The 14,321-nt window shown below is 67.5% G+C and carries 11 protein-coding genes and 2 pseudogenes; 9 read left to right on the top strand and 4 right to left on the bottom strand.

Annotated features, from left to right (window positions below; translation table 11 throughout):
* Positions 1-455 (bottom strand): annotated as a pseudogene (locus tag ACZ6CL_RS41970) (helix-turn-helix domain-containing protein); the annotation flags it as partial.
* Positions 456-833: 378 nt separating this feature from the next.
* Between ACZ6CL_RS41970 and ACZ6CL_RS41965 the strand changes: the two are divergent.
* The 8 genes and pseudogenes from ACZ6CL_RS41965 to ACZ6CL_RS41930 all read left to right on the top strand — a co-directional run bounded on the left by ACZ6CL_RS41965 (position 834) and on the right by ACZ6CL_RS41930 (position 9,762).
* Positions 834-1,325: a hypothetical protein gene (locus tag ACZ6CL_RS41965; RefSeq protein WP_468946603.1), complete on the top strand. Its 492-nt coding sequence runs from the start codon at positions 834-836 to the stop codon at positions 1,323-1,325.
* Positions 1,326-1,438: 113 nt separating this feature from the next.
* Positions 1,439-2,290: a terpene synthase family protein gene (locus ACZ6CL_RS41960; protein WP_468946601.1), complete on the top strand. Its 852-nt coding sequence runs from the start codon at positions 1,439-1,441 to the stop codon at positions 2,288-2,290.
* A 71-nt stretch (positions 2,291-2,361) separates the two neighbouring features.
* Entirely contained in the window at positions 2,362-3,951 is a 1,590-nt protein-coding gene (locus ACZ6CL_RS41955) for a prenyltransferase/squalene oxidase repeat-containing protein (RefSeq protein ID WP_468946598.1), read from the top strand.
* Complete coding sequence (locus ACZ6CL_RS41950) at positions 3,948-5,324, top strand: SDR family NAD(P)-dependent oxidoreductase (RefSeq protein WP_468946597.1); 1,377 nt, start codon at positions 3,948-3,950, stop codon at positions 5,322-5,324. Before ACZ6CL_RS41955 ends, ACZ6CL_RS41950 begins: the two co-directional genes overlap by 4 nt.
* Positions 5,325-5,391: 67 nt before the next feature.
* A complete protein-coding gene (locus tag ACZ6CL_RS41945) occupies positions 5,392-6,957 on the top strand; it encodes a wax ester/triacylglycerol synthase domain-containing protein (protein WP_468946594.1) in 1,566 nt (521 codons plus the stop codon).
* A 178-nt stretch (positions 6,958-7,135) separates the two neighbouring features.
* Positions 7,136-8,275 (top strand): beta-ketoacyl-ACP synthase III, encoded by a 1,140-nt coding sequence (locus ACZ6CL_RS41940; RefSeq protein ID WP_468946591.1) that lies wholly within the window; start codon positions 7,136-7,138, stop codon positions 8,273-8,275.
* Between the two features lie 86 nt (positions 8,276-8,361).
* Positions 8,362-8,654 (top strand): annotated as a pseudogene (locus tag ACZ6CL_RS41935) (IS5/IS1182 family transposase); the annotation flags it as partial.
* A 148-nt stretch (positions 8,655-8,802) separates the two neighbouring features.
* The gene (locus ACZ6CL_RS41930) at positions 8,803-9,762 is read left to right on the top strand and encodes an IS481 family transposase (protein WP_468946589.1); all 960 of its coding nucleotides are present in this window, start codon (positions 8,803-8,805) and stop codon (positions 9,760-9,762) included.
* 28 nt (positions 9,763-9,790) lie between these two features.
* On the opposite strand, the gene ACZ6CL_RS41925 is transcribed toward ACZ6CL_RS41930, so the two are convergent.
* The 3 genes from ACZ6CL_RS41925 to ACZ6CL_RS41915 all read right to left on the bottom strand — a co-directional run bounded on the left by ACZ6CL_RS41925 (position 9,791) and on the right by ACZ6CL_RS41915 (position 13,351).
* Positions 9,791-10,135 (bottom strand): transposase, encoded by a 345-nt coding sequence (locus tag ACZ6CL_RS41925; protein ID WP_468946586.1) that lies wholly within the window; start codon positions 10,133-10,135, stop codon positions 9,791-9,793.
* A gap of 318 nt (positions 10,136-10,453) precedes the next feature.
* Positions 10,454-12,052, bottom strand: a complete 1,599-nt coding sequence (locus ACZ6CL_RS41920) for an ISL3 family transposase (RefSeq protein WP_468946585.1) — start codon at positions 12,050-12,052, stop codon at positions 10,454-10,456.
* 354 nt (positions 12,053-12,406) lie between these two features.
* On the bottom strand, positions 12,407-13,351 hold the full coding sequence (locus ACZ6CL_RS41915; RefSeq protein ID WP_468946583.1) for an amidohydrolase family protein: 945 nt from the start codon (positions 13,349-13,351) through the stop codon (positions 12,407-12,409).
* A gap of 59 nt (positions 13,352-13,410) precedes the next feature.
* On the opposite strand from ACZ6CL_RS41915, the gene ACZ6CL_RS41910 reads away from it, so the two are divergent.
* Complete coding sequence (locus ACZ6CL_RS41910) at positions 13,411-13,938, top strand: MarR family winged helix-turn-helix transcriptional regulator (protein WP_468946581.1); 528 nt, start codon at positions 13,411-13,413, stop codon at positions 13,936-13,938.
* Positions 13,939-14,321 lie beyond the last annotated feature (383 nt).

The following is a 14,321-nucleotide window of genomic DNA, read 5'->3' as shown; positions in this document are numbered from 1 at the left end:
CAGGCCGGAGCGGCGCAGGACGCGCCGGATGGTGGCGGCGGCGACCCGATGGCCAAGCGTCGCAGTTCGCCTTGGATTCTGACGTATCCCCAGGTCGGGTTCTCTCTCGCCAGGCGCTGGATGAGCGCGGCTGTCTCTTCCGGTAACGGTGGCCGACCGGGTCTGGCTGGTGCCTGCCGCCACTTCCAACGCACCAGACGACGGTGCCAGGCCAGCAGGGTGCCCGGGGTAACCAGGCGATGACGGCGCAAGGCGGATGGCAGGTGCCGCGCGAGAGCGGAGAGCACGGCACGGTCAGCCCATGAGAGCCGCGGCCGCTGGACCTGCCGACGCAGCACAGCGGCCTCATGACGAAGGGCAAGGATCTCGGCGTTCTTCGCGGCGGTCGAGCGGCCCACCAGGAGGAGGCAGCCCAGTAGTCGGCAGAAGATCAGGTAGAGCAGTCGCAGACCCACGATCACTGATCATGCCCATACTCGGGCGATCGCAAAGCCCCAGGTCAACCATCGAAGGGCAATAAAGACACCCTTCAGGAACCGGCACGCGACTTTCGCTCATGAGGATGACCGACGTGTGTTCGCGTTACAACTCAGGGGAAGCAGGCACCTCTCTCACGCCTTCAGGTGAACTTCGGCCGGGAAAACGTTCATTCATCCGACTTTGGAGGTGTTATAGGCAAATCTGGCAGCCCTCTAAAGGAAGGCTTGCTCATGCGGCGTCGTACAGCGATCGTCACTGCTCTGCTTTCTCTGTCGGCTGTGGGCGTGTCTGCGGCTGTGGCTGCGGGGCCCGTGATGCCTGTTGCGGGGACGGTCACGTGGTGCTTGTCTTCCGTGGCGGCTGAGCGCCTGGCGGCCGACGGAATTGCGACGACGGCCGACGCTCCGGCCGTGCTCGACTCTTCGGGGCCGACCCCGTGTGTGCAGTGGCCGATGAAGGGCAAGATCAGCCTCGACCTGACCGAGGGGTCCTGGTCGGCGGGCGGTGGCATGACCTTCACGCGGGCCTCGGACGGGCGCAGTCTTCGCTTCACTGGGGCGCAGGGTGACTTGGCGCGGCGGTCGATGCTGGTGCGTGGGGCTGTCGGAGATGAAGCCGTGCAGCCGGTTGATCTCTCCACGTACGAGATCGACATGTCGAAGGTCACCGTCACTATGCCGTCCCTGAACTCGCCTGGCTCGGTTGAGGGCAAGCCGTTCGACACGATGCTCCAGCCGGCCGGTTCGGCGGTGTTCTCTCGAGCGTTCGGTGTGTCACCGGTCCCCACTGGGAGCAGCCTGGCCACGCTCGCGGGCCGTGTCGATGTGACACCGGGGCTGGGCTGAGGCGGATGACGGGGGAAACTGGTGCTGGCCTACTCCGCCCTGACCTGCCGGGTGAGGTCCGGGCTATCCAGGTCGGCGCCGCAGTGCTGGCATGGGCGCGGGATTTAAGCCTGGTGGTCGACGCCTTTGAAGAGAAGCGCCTGGTTGCTATGCGACTGGGGGAATTCGCTGAGTTGACCGCGCCGGAGGCGAACACCTGCGATGTGGAACTGACGGCCCAGTGGGCTGCATTCATCTGCCTGGTCGACGACCGGCTCGACCGCGGCTGGGCCGATGTCCGGCCGGAAGAGGTCGCGTCGCTGTTCAACCGGCTGCTGGACGTGCTCACCGGTGGCTCTGCCGGATCTGGCAGCGGGTTCGAGCGCGCACTGGACGACTTGTGGCGGCGTACGGCTTCGCGGATGCCCACACAGTGGCGGGAGCGGTTCGTTGCTGACTACCGCGACTTCGCCCTGGCTACGCATGAAGAGGCCACCGGCCGCGCCGACCGGGACCAACTGGGGCTCCACGACTACGTCCTGCGGCGTCGAAGAACTATCACCGCCCTGCCTATGGCAGACATCCTGGAGTGCACCACCGGCGCGCCCTGGCCCGTCCTGCCCGCCGGGGAGGACCTCATGAGGGCCCTGCGGCGGGCTGCAGCTGATGTGGCCGGCTGGACCAATGACCTGGTCTCGGACGAGGACGACCTGCGGGAGGGCCGCGACAACCTGGTGACTGTATTGAGCCGTGAGCGCAGCTGCTCCCTGGCCTCGGCGCGCGAACAGGTCACGGTGATGCGCGATGACCGACTGAGGGATTTCCATGCGCTGGCCGCCTCGTTGACCGCGATGGCCGTGCCCGGTACCGAGCGGGATGGAGTACGGCGTTACGTGACGGCGCTCGGTTCCTTTGTGGCCGCGACGCTGCACTGGCTCGGCGTCACCCATCGCTTCGACGCCCGCTGGGCGCCCCGGCCTGTGTGACTGACCTCGTCGCCCGGCCCTTCCGATCCACACCACCGAGTTCTCCGTGCCCTCCAAGGACTGTCCTACCGATGAGACTCCCTTCCGCAGAGCAACTCCCCCCGGCCTGGCCGTCGTCGCATTTCCCAGCAACGCTGCCTGCCGGGCGCGAGCGGCTCTTGGCGCGCGTGCTGAACCGGGTGGGAGCCAATGGTGCCGTGCGCGACTCCTGCCGAAGCCGGGTCCTTGAATCCGCGCTCGCCCTGGCACTGGTGGAACGGTGTGCATCTGACCACCGCGAGGCGCGTACTCGCATCGTGCGCTACCTTCAGCACCATCGGAACAGCGAAGACCTTATTGACGCGACCGTAGCCGCCGCTGCCCTGGGCCGAGGTACCGGGCAGCCGGCGTGTCGCCAGGCCCTGGAGGACATCGTCCGCCGGGTACCGGAATTCACCGGACCTCGCAAACGCGCTCTGGCCCACGCCATCTTCACCATGCTGGGCGCGGCTACCGTCCATGACGACGCTGACCCTCATGCCATCGAGGCGAGCACGCTGCATCCTTGGGCTGCGGTGCAAGCCGTTGCCGTGAAGGCCATCCTGGGACGGGCGGCAGGCAGAAGCCCGGCCGGCCGGGACGACGTCACTCTGCTGGTATCCACCCAGCGCCCCGGAACGGTGTGGGAGGGAAACCTCCTCATTCACCTGTCAGTCCTGCACGCCTTGGTGGACGTCCCCGGCGTGGAGAGCCTCGTAGAGACCGGCCTGCGCACCGCTCTCATGCACCAGAGGGGGGACGGCGGCCTGCCTTTCGTAACGGACACCGACACGTGGAGCACTGTCGTCTCTGGCCTCGCTCTGTGCACCGTCGGCGCACCGCAAAAGGTGCTGCACCCCATCGCCCGGCACCTCGTGCACGTTCAGCACGCGAGCGGCGGCTGGTCCTACACTGACCAGGCCGAGCTCTCCGACACGGACTGCACCACCGTCGCGATCGAATTCCTGCACCAGCTGGACGCGGTCACCTACCGCGATCCGATTCAACGCGGGCTGGAAGCCCTGATCGCGGTTCGCGGCACCGACGGCGGATTCCCTACCTATGGATCAGGCACGCCCTCCGAAGCCTGCATGACCGCCGCCGCGATCAACGCGCTCCATGTCCAAGGGCGCCACCATCACCTCATCCAGCCTGCTCTGCGTTTCCTCGCCGACAGCCAGATGTCTGACGGCTCCTTTCCCCCCGGCTGGAGCAGCAGTCGCCTGCACACCCTCTTCAGGGCATACCTCGCCGCTGGCCCCCACCACCCGATGAGCGGTCGGATCACCGAGCTGCTGCGCACCACACAGAACGCGGACGGCGGCTTCGGACAGCAGAACCGGTCTCCGAGCGATGCCATCAGCACCGCCTACGCCCTGATCATTCTGGCCGGGCAGCTCGACCCTGCTCCCGCTGCGCGCGCCGCTGGCTACCTGCTCGCTCAGCAGCGTTCCGACGGCAGCATCCACTCCGTTCCCGACATGCTCGGCCCGCGCCCCTTCCCGTATCACGTTCCCGTGTTGACCGACGCGTTCGCTCTGCTCGCCCTGGGCCACCTCACCCACCGCATCCGGCCATCACGCGTCGTCTTGCCGGCCCGCCGGCACAGCAGTGCGCAAAGCGCCGAAAGGACCACCCCATGAACCCCTTCCGCTCCAAACCGGCTCCCTCTTCCCTGTCTGGGCGCGTATGCCTGATCACGGGAGGTGCAGCGGGCATCGGCTGGGCCCTGACCTGTGCCTTGGCCGCGGTCGGGGCCCATGTGCACGTGTGCGACAACTCCCAGGCGAGCCTCGAGCGAGCTGCTGCCGATCTCATCCAGCTGCCTGGGGCGCCATCCGTCCAGTTCGCGCATGTCGACGTGACCGATCGCCCCGCCCTGGAGGAGTGGATCGCCAAGGTTCATGCCGAGCACGGACGCGTCGACGTCCTGGTTCACAACGCCGCCTACATCCGCTGGGCGGACGTTGAAGAGATGACCGTCGAGCAGGCCCAGTTGTCCATGCGCACCTCCTACGATGCCCTGGTCTGCTCCGTCGCAGCGGTGCTGCCGCTGATGCGGGCGGGCGGCGGTGGACAGATCGTGGCGATGGGCTCGGCCGCAGGGCGGATCTTTGTAAAAGGACCCTCGGCGGCCTACGCCGCGGCGAAGGCCGCTGTCGAGGCGTACACCGAGATGCTGCGCATCGAACTAGCCGGCTCCAGTATCGGCGTGACTCTGGTACGCCCGGCCACCGTCGTAGGCACCGACTTCTTCAAGATCCACGTCCCCTCGGCCCGCATGCCGAGGGTCGCCGACTTCCTGCCGCCCACCACACCGGAGAAGGTCGCAGCTGCGACCGTTCAGGCCATCAGCAGCCGTCGGCAAACCGTTGACATTCCCGGCTATCTGCCCTCGTTTTACCGTGCCTACGCCATGGCTCCCGAGCTCACCCGTAAGGCCGCCGCAACCGGAGGCAGCGCCCGGCGCGACTATGCCGCCGGGCGCCCTGCAGCCGCCACACCGGCGAAGATCGAGCCTTTTCAAACCAGCCGCACACATCAGGACGGGCTCATCGCCCGAGCCTTGAGGAAAGCGGGAGGAAACGCTCGCTTCGTGCGCATCATGTCCCACATCGCGCCAGGCGTCGACCGGGCAGCTCATCGTCTCAGCGGGGGCCGAATGCTGCTCATGCCCGCCACGCTGCCCTCACTGATGCTCACCACCATCGGCTGCCGCAGCGGCCTGCCCCGCCAGACACCTCTGCTGTGCCACCCCGAAGCAGACGGAAGCTTTCTCGTCGTCGACACCAACTTCGGCCGCCCCCCGAGCCCCGCCTGGTCCCACAACCTGATCGCCACACCCAGCGCAAGCGTGACCCGCCGCGGACGCACGCTGCCGGTGACCGCCACCCTCCTGGAGGGCGACGAGCGGGCCGCCGCCTGGGACCACCTCGTCGAAGTCTGGCCGGCCTACGTCTCCTTCGCCCACCGCTCTGGGCGCCGCTTGCGGATCTTCCGGCTCACACCGGCCTGAGCCCTGCCTCCCCACCGAGCCCACCACAGCGGAGAACACCGTGACCGTCCCCCTTCGTCCCACCCCCATGGACCTGACCATGCACGACATGGCCCAGGCCCACCCCTCGGTCTCCCAGACCATCGGAGTGATCCTCCACCTGGAAGGAACCGCTCCCGCCCTCAGAGAACTCCGCGCTCACGTCGGCTCCCACCTGAAATCCGAACCGCGCCTGACGCACTTCCTCCGCGGCCCCGGACTCAAAGCCCGCTGGCACCACGACCCAGCCCCCGACCTGCAGCACCGCGTTCACGAACAGCGCATCCCCTCAGGCGACCAGCACCTCGAGACGGCTCTGGTCGGCCTCGTCGCGCACCCCTTGCCCGACACGGGCCCCCTGTGGGACATCTGGCTGCTGACCGGATACGCCCCGGGGCGTTATGCCATCTGCCTGCGCGCACACCACAGCACCCAGGACGGCATGGGCCTGATCGGTACCATGACCACTCTGTTCGGCAGCGAACCCGCGCCCACCGTGCAGCCCGCGCCCCGGGCAGGAGCCGGAGCCTACCTGGGCACCGTGCGCAGCATGCTCGCCGCAAGCGCCACCAACAACGTCTGGAACGACACGGCACTGCCCCTTACCGGCCACCGTGACATCAGCTGGGCGCATGTCCCCACGCAGCGACTGCGGCAGGCCGCCACCGCCCGCGGCGGCGACACGAACGACGCCTTCCTGGCCACCCTCAGCGGAGCCCTGCGCACCTGGACATCACAATCCTGGCCCCGCGGCGCCGACAAGTCCTTGCCGGCTATCACCATGGTCAACCTGCGCCGGGGCGAGGAGCACGACCTGCCGGGGAACTACTGCACCTTCGCACCCGTGCCCCTTCCCTGTCACGAGCCGACGGTTGAAGGCCGCCTCGACCAGGTCATCAACTCCACCCGCGCGGCCAAGGACCCGAGCCGTCACAAAGCCATGCGCTCTGTGATGGACCTCGTCCCCGCACGCGCCTTCCAGGTTCTGGCGACCCGGCTGACCACGCCCGATCGGGCCACCATCACCACGTCCTACCTCGCCATCCACCGGCCACTGCGCTACAAGCAAGACCCAGTCACCTGCCTCCAGCCCTTCAACTGGCTCCCGCGGCACCAGCCAGCATCGATCGTGGCCTGCAGCTACAACGGAATCACCAGCGTCTGCTTCGTCACCGACGCCGCTCTTCCCGGGCTGAATCGGCTGCCCAGGCTGTTCCACGACGCGGTAAACGCACTGCCCCAATTTCACAGCAACCCACAGGTACCGGGCCAGCCACCCCACACCGGCGCAACGCTTCCGACGCCCGCCGCTGACCGAGGTACTGCACCTGTCATCGATTTTGCGCTCATCAAAAATATCCTGGTCCAAAGGGGAGATCTGCCAGCCGCGCCGATCACTCCTGCGGCCACGCAGGCACAAGCGGGCATCGACTCCCTCGCCGTTGCCCTGCTGTCCATGAATCTCGAGGAACGCTTGGGCATCGTGATCACCGAACACGAACTGGTGAAGGCGCCCACCGTCGCACACCTGGTCGACCTGGTGGCTCAACGGGCAGCATCAGCCTCCCGCCGCAAGAACCCGGAAGAGCAAAGTCTCTGCCCACAGACAGACTGACCGAAGGCCGTACCAAGGACGCAGTCGCACTCCAGCCCCTCGCCGCAAGCTCCGGTCCACCGGCCGGCACCAGCGCCCGCACACCGGCGGCAACGCGATACGACGAGCGCCCCGGCCGGTCGGAATCCCGACGGCATACCTCTGCCGACGGTGACGCCAGCACAGAGAAGCAGAACCGTTGATCTTTGCACGAAAAGCCGCGACACCGTTGCCAACGCCTGCCGCGCGATTGATCGGCCTGGGGTCGTACCTGCCCCCACAGAAGGTAAGCAACGCCGACCTCGTATCCCGCCTGGACACGACAGACGAATGGATCCGCACCCGCATCGGTATTGCCGAGCGACACATCACCGATCCGGCGACGGCCACCAGTGACCTGGCGGTAGAAGCAGGTCTCCGGGCGATGAAATCGGCGAAGGTCGAACACGTCGACGCCGTCATCCTGGCCACCGCCACTCCAGACCATCATGTGCCCGGCACCGCGCCCCTGGTGGCCCACCAACTCGGCCTGCGCCAAGTCCCCGCCTTCGATCTCGGCGCCGGCTGCTCGGGGTTCGTCTACGCAATGACCGTTGCGGCGGGACTCATCCAAGCTCGAACTGCTGGCACCGTGCTGGTCATCGGAGCGGAGAAGATGTCGGCCGTCATCGACCCAGCCGACCGATCCACCGCACCGATCTTCGGAGACGGAGCGGGAGCAGTCGTGCTCACAGCCGGACACGCCGACGAGCCAGGAACCCTCAAAGCAGCCGCGTGGGGCAGCGACGGCGAGCACGCAGACGCCATCTGCATCCCCGACGGGGGCTCCCGCCACCCCTCACACCCAAGCGACGACATGAAAAGGCCGTACGTGCGTATGAAAGGAAACGAGGTATTCCGTCACGCGGTGCGCCGCATCACTCAGGTGACTCAAGAGTCGGCCGCCGCAGCAGGATGGGCCATCCAGGACATCGACAGACTGATCGTCCACCAAGCGAACGCACGCATCAGCGCAGCAGTGGCCAACACCCTGAGTATCCCGACAGAGCGCGTACCGTCCAACATCACCCACGTCGGCAACACCTCCGCAGCATCCATCCCCCTGCTGCTGAGCCACTCAGCCATCAACGGGCAGCTAAAGGCCAGGCAACGAGTCGTCGTGACCTCCTTCGGTGCAGGCTTCACCTGGGCGGCTACAACTCTGCTGTGGCCCACCGACCTCCGACCTCTCGCCTTAGTGCCTACTGATCACGGGTGCAGGCGTCCTCGCTCTGGTAGCGTCGTCAGCCAGGCGGCAACACCTGCAAACTGTCCACAGAATCACCACGACCCAGCATGATGCCGCACAGCACCCGCCAGCCTCCCGCGCTCGGGTAGATCCGAACCCGCAGGTCACCTCGAGTGACGCAGTTTCCGGCACCCACAGGCAAGCAGGGCCGGCCCCGCCGCAAACCGCGGGCGGTGTACGCCGACCGTACGACCACGACATCTACCGCCGACGGCTGCGTGAGCGGAACATCACCCCCAAGATCGCGCGTCGCGGGCAGGCCCACGGGTCGGGACTGGGCCGGGTCCGCTGGGTCGCCGAATCCGCCCTCGCCCATCTCCACGGCCCGCGTCGCTTACGTGTGCGCTGGGAGTCACGGGACGACATGCACGACGCGTTCCTCCAACTCGCTCAGTGCATGGCCCTCACCCGCAGACTCCCAGCTTTCTGAAAGCACTCCTTAACCGGTTTGTGCGACCGCTGCGGCCATGGGACGAAGTGGGCGTTCAGGCAACGAGAGGCTCGCGGCAACCTGCACCGCGTCTCTAAAGCTGACGATCACCGTTGACACCTGGGTCTCCGATCACTAGGAGATCCACATGCCGAAGTCGACCCCCATCACACCGCCGCTTGACCGTGAGGCCAAGCGGCGCCTGGCGGTGATACGCCATGTCGAAGAGGTCACCGGGAACGTCGCGATGTCCTGCCGCTACTTCGGGTTCAGCCGGCAGGTGTACTACACCTGGTATCGCCGTTACCAGGCCGAGGGGGTCGAGGGCCTGCGCACCCGCTCCAAGGCCCCGAAGACATCGCCGAACGCGACGCACGTCGAGGTGGTCGGGAAGATCATCTACCTCCGGCAGAACTACCACTTCGGCCCGGAGAAGATCGCGATGTACCTCAAGCGGTACCACGACGTCACCATCAGCAAGTCGGGCGTGTGGCGGATCCTGCACCGCCTGGACATGGGCCGCCTGCCGGCCTCCCAGCGCTACAAGCGCCACGACAAGCGGTGGAAGCGGTACGAGAAGCAGCTGCCCGGCCACCGCGTCCAGATCGACGTCAAGTTCATCGAGCCACTCGCCAACACGGCCCAGGGCAGGCGTGGCGGACGCAACAAGTACTTCCAGTTCACCGCCATCGACGACTGCACCCGCCTGCGCATCCTGCGGATCTACCCTCAGCTGAACCAGAAGACCGCCGTCCAGTTCCTCGACTATGTCCTCCAGCGTCTGCCGTTCCAGGTCGAGGTCATCCAGACCGACAACGGCGCCGAGTTCCAGTCCGCCTTCCACTGGCACGTGCTCGACAAGGGCATCGCTCACACCTACATCAAGCCCCGCACACCGCGGTTGAACGGCAAGGTCGAACGCTCCCACCGCATCGACGCCGAGGAGTTCTACCGCCTGCTCGACGGCGTCATCATCGACGACGCCGAGGTCTTCAACGACAAGCTGCGCGAGTGGGAGGACTACTACAACTACCATCGCCCCCACGGCGGCCTCGGCGGCCACACCCCCTACGAACGCCTCAAGCAGAAGACCACGACCCAGGCGTAATCGGTGATCGTCAGTGGCACAAGTACCGCTACCGGGCTGTCCGCGAGGTGCTCGATGGGGCTCCGGCCGGCCAGCTCGTGGGAGTTCCGACGGGCACCCCAGCGGGGATGTCGGCGAAAGTCGACGGCGAGAAGGGTCGAGGCAGGTCGTCCCGCTCGCCGGCGTCGGCCTCGGCCTGCCGGATCCAGTTGCGCAGGGCCTCGTGATGCACCCCGAGTTCCTCGGCCATACGGCGGATGACGGACTTCGGCTCGGCAGCGCGATACATACGGACCGCGCGGTCACGCAACTCCAGCGGGTATTTCCTCGGGGCAGGCGTCGTCTGGTCTCCTCTCGTCAGACCCACCTGACCTGCTGTCACCACTCCCCGCATCTCTGGGGAACCTCAAACCCGTCGAAAAACATTCACCACCGCTGATGGCGATTCTTGGAAACGACCGGAGGTGCTCCTTGCCCCAGTTCGTGACATGTTGAAGCGTGTGGGGAGAGTGGGGAGCGAAGAGCGTGCATGGGCCGTTCGGACAGGGAGGCAGCCTTGGTTCTCCCGCCGGTGTTGTGGCCCGTTCTAGTGTGTCGCGGTGAATAACAACGCTCTCGTCGGTAGTGAGGTTCGCCTCGTCCCGTTATCCACCGATGGCTTTGCTCATGGGTTGCGGCTCTGGCTCAGCTTCCGTGACGCAGTGACCCTCAGTCACGCCAATAGGACGCGTTTGCGAAGGAGATGGAAGCCGGCCCGCCCGAACATCTGGCGCTTGAGCATCTTGATCCGGTTGACATGGCCTTCGACGACACCCGAGTTCCAGGGCAGGGTGAGTCCGGCAACGACGGCGTCCCGGTCCCGGTCGATGCCGGCGGCGAGGGTGTGCAGGCTGGGCAGGTCGTCCTGACGAACGGCGTCGAGCCACTCCGGGAGGTGCTCGCCCTGGCGCTCGGTGAGCATGACCGCGAAGGAGCGGACGTGGCGGGTGAGAGCGTCGAGTTCGGGGCAGTGCGTCCGGACGGCCTTGAGCTGGAGCTGCTCGGACTCGGCGAGGGTGTCCGGGCGCCGGAGGATCCATCCGGCGACGGCTCGGGGTGAGGGCGGCCGAGCGGTCACCGGTCGTGGTGAGGTGCGCTTCTCACGCAGGTAGGCGCGAACGCGCTGGTAGCTGCCCTTGTAGCCGAGCGGCACGATCTCCTCCCACAGCTTCCACGCGTTGGTGGAGCCCTCGTTCCAGCGGTCGTCCAGGTACGGCTTGTAGTCGTCGAGGACCGAGGACCGGTTCTGCCACTGGCCGGTGAACAGGTCCTCCGGCTTCGCGGCGTCGGCGAACCGCTTGACGGTGTGCCAGGCCATGCCGAGCTGCCGCTGGACCGAGCGTCGGCTGTGTCCTGCCTCCAACAGGGCGTGGATGGCTGCGTGCCGGGCCCGGGTCCGGTCGGCGAAGCGGTGGCCTGTCGGCCATGGCGACGCGGATGGGTCCGGGGCGGCAGTGGTCTCGGGTTCGGGCTGAGCAGGTGCGGGCGTCAGGACACGAAGGCAGCGGCGGTGCTGCGCGACACTGCGCTCGGCGGCCTCGCTGAGGTTGTGCCAGAGATGCCACCGGTCCGCGACCTGCACCGTCTGCGGCGCTCCGGCAGCGGCACCTTCGGCGAAGAACGGCGCGCGGTCCCGGCAGACGACCTCAATACCGGGTCGCTGGGCGAGCCAGGCGGCCAGACTCGATGCCTCGCGGTCCGGGAGCAGATCGATCGGCCGGTGGGTTTCGACATCCACCAGCACAGTGCCGTAGTGGCGTCCCTTGCGGGTGGCGTACTCGTCGACGCCGACCACCCGCGGCGCGGGCACCTCCGGCTCGGGAAGGGCGTCGACCAGGCGCAGGACCGTGCTCCGGCTGACGGACATGCCGAGGACGGCGGCCAGCCGGGCGCCGGCCCGTCCGGCCAGAGCAAGACCTACAGAGGTCAGAGCTGAGCGCAGCCGCTCGGTGCGCTGGCCGTACCTGCGGGTGAGGCCGGGTATCTGTTCCACGAAGGTCCGCCGGGCGCACACGGTGTCGCGGCAGCGGAACCGCCGAACCCGTAACCGGAGCACGACCCTTCGTCCTGCGCTCGGTGCGTCAGCAGGAAACCGCAGGTAGGAGCTGTGCACCCGGGTCGACCAGGCTCCGCACCCCGGGCAGGCGGCACCGACCTTCGTGCACTGCACGTCAACGCGCACTATCTCGATATTCACGGCCACCGACAGCACCTCGATGTCCGCGACCGACGGGAACAACAGCTCCTTCAGCCGGAGCACGACCTCTTCCACGGCCGGGACTTTCAGCCCAACCACCCTCGTGACGGCTCATTTTCGGGCGACTTCGGAAGCTGTCCAGAGACGTCCGGACGTCACTTAGAGTGGCCGCTGCACGGAAGCTGAGCCAGAGCCTGGGTTGCGACAGCATTTGTTCGCGAGTTTGGGAGGCGCCAGCGCGCTCGGGGCGGTTCGAAAAGTGCGCGAGGTTGGACAGCACTCGGTGTGGCACGGTCTTACCCGCGGGCCGTTCAGCGGGGCAGGCCGACTGCGTGGGGGCTGACTGCGTCGAAGGCGCGGCCAAGCAGGATCGGGCGCAGGGCGATGAGTTGCGGCCCGCGGCGGTTTCGCGGTGCCCTGTCCGTGGGGTCAGCGGGCGAGGCGGGGGAAGAGGACCTCGGCGTTCTTGCGGTTGATGGCGTTGTCCTGGCCCGGGGCGTAGTCGGGGTAGGTCTCCAGGTAGTGGTTGTAGTAGCTCCCGGCGTCCTGCGGGGCGAAGGGCCAGTCGCTGCCGTAGAGGACGTGGCCGGGTTCGGCGAAGGCGAGCAGGGCGGGTAGGGCGCTGGGGCTGGCGGACAGGGCGGTGTCGAAGTAGAACCGCTTCAGGTCGCGCAGGATGTCCTCGGCCTTGCGCTCGCGGCCGACGACGGTGGAGGTCAGGCCGGCGAAGCGGTACGCGGCGTAGGGGAGGAAGCCGCCGCCGTGGGAGAGGATCACCCGCACGTTCTGGTAGCGGTTCATGACGCCGTTCAGTACGAGGTTGAGGGCGCTGCGGGTGGTGTCGAAGACGTAGTCGACGAGCGGGGCGGGGGTGCCCGAGAGCAGGTCCATCGGGGGCTGGGCGGGGTGGATGAAGACGTTTGCGCCGCGGCGGTCGAGCTCGGCCCACAGCGGTTCGAAGTCGGGGTCGCCGAGGTAGCGGCCGCGGGCGTTGGACATCAGCACGACGCCGTCGGCGTGCAGGTTGTCCAGCGCGTGGACGGCCTCCGCCACGGCGGCGTCGACGTCGGGCAGCGGGATGCTGGCGAAGTGGCCGAAGCGGTCGGGGCTGTCCTTGACGACTTCGGCACCGTACTCGTTCACGGCACGGGCGAGATTCCGGGCCTGCGCGTCGTCGCCGAGGTGGACACCGGGAGCGGTGACGGACAGGACGCCGGCGGCGATGCCCTGCTGGTCCATCATCGCCACTGCGCTCTTCGTGCTCCAGCCCGGGATGGCCCAGCCGCCGGAGTCGAGGCCCTGCGCGGCGAGGGTCTCGGCCCAGATGGGCGGAACGATGTGCTGGTGGACGTCGATGCGAGCGGGGAAGGACATGTTGCTTCGCTCCCTAATGCTTAGCTTGCTAGCGACATTCATTTAGTAAGCTAACAGTCATGCGAGAAGCAGGCAACCCCGAGACCGGCAGCACCCCTGACCTGCCTGTGGAGCCCGGCATCGAAGATCTGGCCCAGGCCGCCGACCGGCTCTTCTACGCGATGCGGCGCTCGCGGGCCGCCACCGTCGGCCAATCCGCCGCCGGCCTGTCCATGGCCCAGCTGGCCCTGCTCACCCCCCTGGCTGAGGACGCCGACGGCGAGGGCCTGCCCGTCGGCCGCCTGGCCGCTCGCGCCGAGGTCAGCGTGCCCACCGCCACCCGCATGCTCAAGCAGCTGGAGGGCAAAAGCGTGGTCACCCGACGCCGCTCACCGCACGACGAGCGCCAGGTCCTCATCCGCCTCACCCAGGAAGGCGCCGAACGCCTCGCAGTCATGCAGGCCCAGCTGCGCGCACGCCAGTACGCGGCCCTGTCGCAGTTCACTCCGCAGGAGCGGCACGTCCTCACCGCACAGCTGCACCGCCTCGTCGCCATGATCAGCGAGACCACTCCCAGGGCAGCCGGACCGGCGGCGGACGAGGGCTGAGCATCCAGGCGACGAACCTCGTCGGCCTGGCCCCTGGCCTGGCCCCCAATGCCGAGCACCCCCAGGCCCCCTCCACGCCGCACAGTGTTTCGGACGACCGAGAGGCGCTGTCATCGGCCTCGGGGAAACATCGGTACAGCGGTTAACGCTAAGCCGGTGATCATGGTCCGGCCGGTGCGAGCGCACTGACGCGATTCTCGTACTCGCGGCGGGCCTTGCGCTGGGTTGGGATCAGGGCGTGAGTAGTCACCGCCGCGGTATGTCCGTCGCCGGACGAAAGGGGGGAACGTCAGTGCCGCACGTACGGTGCGTCCGCCCTGGGGATCAGCTCCAGCGCCGATTGGGCCGTCTGCCGGAGCGTCGTGCCGTCGACACCCGCCTTG

The sequence above is a fragment of the Streptomyces sp. NPDC041200 genome (assembly GCF_055591805.1).
This window is presented reverse-complemented; position numbering and strand designations above follow the sequence as displayed.

Excerpts from the sequence above, each read along its gene's own strand:
- ACZ6CL_RS41950 (WP_468946597.1), top strand. The coding sequence starts at position 3,948 with ATGAACCCCTTCCGCTCCAAACCGGCTCCCTCTTCCCTGTCTGGGCGC.
- ACZ6CL_RS41955 (WP_468946598.1), top strand. The coding sequence starts at position 2,362 with ATGAGACTCCCTTCCGCAGAGCAACTCCCCCCGGCCTGGCCGTCGTCG.
- ACZ6CL_RS41915 (WP_468946583.1), bottom strand. The coding sequence starts at position 13,351 with ATGTCCTTCCCCGCTCGCATCGACGTCCACCAGCACATCGTTCCGCCC.
- ACZ6CL_RS41910 (WP_468946581.1), top strand. The coding sequence starts at position 13,411 with ATGCGAGAAGCAGGCAACCCCGAGACCGGCAGCACCCCTGACCTGCCT.
- ACZ6CL_RS41930 (WP_468946589.1), top strand. The coding sequence starts at position 8,803 with ATGCCGAAGTCGACCCCCATCACACCGCCGCTTGACCGTGAGGCCAAG.
- ACZ6CL_RS41945 (WP_468946594.1), top strand. The coding sequence starts at position 5,392 with ATGGACCTGACCATGCACGACATGGCCCAGGCCCACCCCTCGGTCTCC.
- ACZ6CL_RS41925 (WP_468946586.1), bottom strand. The coding sequence starts at position 10,135 with ATGCGGGGAGTGGTGACAGCAGGTCAGGTGGGTCTGACGAGAGGAGAC.